This is a genomic window from Streptomyces sp. NPDC044033, from assembly GCF_056434425.1.
In genome coordinates this window covers 341,851-344,625 of record NZ_JBWKFF010000007.1, presented here as the reverse complement: position 1 = coordinate 344,625, position 2,775 = coordinate 341,851, and the positions used below count along the sequence as shown (strand labels likewise).

The following is a 2,775-nucleotide window of genomic DNA, read 5'->3' as shown; positions in this document are numbered from 1 at the left end:
TGGTGCCTTTTCCTCTGTGCTGCCCTTTCTCCTTTTCCCGCTTGTGCTTTCTTTCCCAACCCCCCTCCCCCCCCCCCCCCCCCTTCACCCCCCCCCCCCCCCCCCCCCCCCCCCCCCCCGGGCCGCCGTTCACCGGGTCAGGCGCCCGGGCAGTACTGCTGCTGCTTGCCGATCACCCGGTACACGCAGTCGGCGTTCTCCAGGAGTTGCAGCACGGCGTCCCGGTTGCGCGCCGTCTCCCGGCCGATCACCTCGTCCGGCGGGTAGAAGCCGCCGCCCGCGCCGCTCTCGTTGGGGTACATCTCGAAGGTGTAGCCGAAGATCTTCTGGTTGCCCCACAGCCAGTCGTCGATGGTCCCGTCGGTGATGTACAGGTCGCTGGACTGCTCCGGCTTGTAGCCGTTGCTCGCGGCCATGGACTTGCCGAGGGTCGCGAAGGCGTCCCGGTCGTCCTGGGTCATGCCGGGCGCGGTGTCGTTGTAGGTGTAGCCGTAGGGCCAGAGCACCAGTTCGCTGTAGGTGTGGAAGTCGATCGCGGCCTTGATCTGCTGCTTGCCGCCGACCACCCGGCCGCGTACGAAGTCCGCCACGACCTTGACCTCGGGCCCCGACTCGGGGGCGGAGCCGCGGTACGTCTCGGAGCCCGTACTGCCGGAGGAGCCGCCGCAGCAGCCCCACTTGAAGTCCCAGTTGCGGTTGAGGTCGGTGCCGCGCGAGGTTCCGGCGTTGGGCTGGCGGTTCTTGCGCCAGCTGCGGTACGAGCCGGTGGCGATGTCGTACTCGCCGCCGTCCGGGTTCACGTCCGGCACGATCCAGATCTCGCGGCTGTCGACGAGCTTGGTGACGCGCGGGTCGCTGCCGTACTTGGCGCCGAATTCCTTGATCAGGTAGAGCGCCATCTCCACGGTGAGGTGTTCGCGCGCGTGCTGGTGGTGGGTGAAGAGCACCTCGGGTTCGGCCTCGTCCGCGGCGACGTTGTCGCTGATCTTGATGGCGATGATGTCGCGGCCCTCGTAGGACTTGCCGATGACCTTCTTCGTCATGATGCCGGGGTACTTGCCGATGTCGGCGTTGATCTCCGCCGTCGCCTCGGCGTAGTTGTGGTAGTTCGAGTCCCGCGGCGGGAAGTCGAAGGGCTGAGGGCGCTGTCCGTCCGTACGGTCCGGGGGCGCGGCGGATTGCCGCACCCGGTAGCCGAGTCCGCGTACGCGCTCGGCCTGCGCGGCGGAGGCGGTGATGGTGACGGAGTGCTCGCGCACCGCGTCGACGGCCGCGCCGGTCGCGGCGACGGCGGTGCGCTGCGCGGCGGTCGCCGGTCCGGTGACCTCGTAGGAGTGCGTCGCTTCCGAGGCCGGGGAGGCCGGTGGATCCGGGGAGTCCGGTGCCGCGCCGGTCGCGGCGGGGGCGGCGAGGGCGACGGTGAGCAGGGCGGCGAGGGCGCCGGCCCATCGGCCGCGTAATCGGAGTCTCATGCGGTCTCCTGGGGGGGTGTGGGTGCCGACAGGTTCGGGCGATGTCATGGACCGGTCAAGGGTGCGCGTAGGGAGGAATCCGGCCAACTTCCCTGGGACTTCTGTCGACTCGATTGCCGGGCGGCTCCTCAAGCGCCAACAATGCACACGTCAAAAACGGAAGAACTCATGTACGGAGGGGACCCCCCATGAAGAAGCCTCTCGTCGGTGCGCTCGCGACGCTCCTCCTGACCGGAGCGACGCTCGCCTCCACCGGCGCGGCCTCGGCCCAGCCCGCTACCGCCGAGGCGAAGGCTCAGGCCAGGACCCATGCCACGGCCGCGGCCCAGGCCGCCGCCAAGACGAAGACCAAGGCCGTCAACTTCGCCGGCACCGTCGCCCTCAGCAACTGCTCCGGATCGCTGGTGCGGCTGCCCAACTCGCAGGACAACGATCCCGGCCTCATCCTGACCAACGGCCACTGCCTGGAAACCGGAATGCCCGGCGCGGGCGAGGTGATCGTGGACCGGCCGTCCAGCCGTACCTTCAGCCTGCTCAACGCCTCCGCCGGCAAGGTCGCCACGCTCAAGGCCACCAAGGTCTCGTACGCGACGATGACCGACACCGACGTCACGCTCTACGAACTGAACACCACCTACGCCCAGATCAAGCAGAAGTACCGGATCGACGCCCTCAAGCTCAACGCCGGCCACCCCGTCAAGGGCGCCTCCATCGCGGTCGTCTCCGGGTACTGGAAGAAGACCTACTCCTGCAACACGGACGGCTTCGCCTACCGGGTGCGCGAGGGCGACTGGACCTGGAAGGACTCGCTGCGCTACACGTCCGCCTGCCAGGTCATAGGCGGCACGTCGGGCTCGCCGGTCGTGGACACCGCCACCGGCAATGTCGTGGCCGTCAACAACACGACCAACGAGGACGGCCAGCGCTGCACGCTGAACAACCCGTGCGAGGTCGACGAGAACGGCAAGGTCACGGTCCGCAAGGGCATCGGCTACGCCCAGGAGACGTACATCCTCGCCAAGTGCATAGGCACCGGGAACAAGGTGGACCTCGGTCTGCCCGGCTGCTCCCTCCCCAAGCCCGCCGCCGAGCGGGCGCGTCAGCACTGATGTGACGCCAGCGCTGATATGACGCCAGCACTGATGCGGCGTCAGTGCTGATTGATGTGACGTCAACACGCAGCCGGGGGGGGGGGGGGGGGGGGGGGGGGGGGGGCGGAAGACAACAGGGGGGGGGGGGGGGGGGGGAGGGGGGGGGGGGGGGGGAGGGGAGGGGGAGGGATGGGGCGTATGGATAAGAGCCA

The 2,775-nt window shown here is 69.1% G+C and carries 2 protein-coding genes; one reads left to right on the top strand and one right to left on the bottom strand.

From position 1 onward, the window contains the following. Positions 1-137: 137 nt before the first annotated feature. Positions 138-1,472 carry a M14 family metallopeptidase gene (locus AC07AB_RS16080; protein WP_478566279.1) on the bottom strand — a complete coding sequence of 445 codons (1,335 nt, stop codon included), beginning with the start codon at positions 1,470-1,472 and terminating at the stop codon, positions 138-140. Between the two features lie 188 nt (positions 1,473-1,660). Here AC07AB_RS16080 and AC07AB_RS16075 point away from each other — a divergent pair, with 188 nt between their 5' ends. Further along, entirely contained in the window at positions 1,661-2,581 is a 921-nt protein-coding gene (locus AC07AB_RS16075) for a trypsin-like peptidase domain-containing protein (protein WP_478566276.1), read from the top strand. The last annotated feature ends 194 nt before the right edge of the window (positions 2,582-2,775 follow it).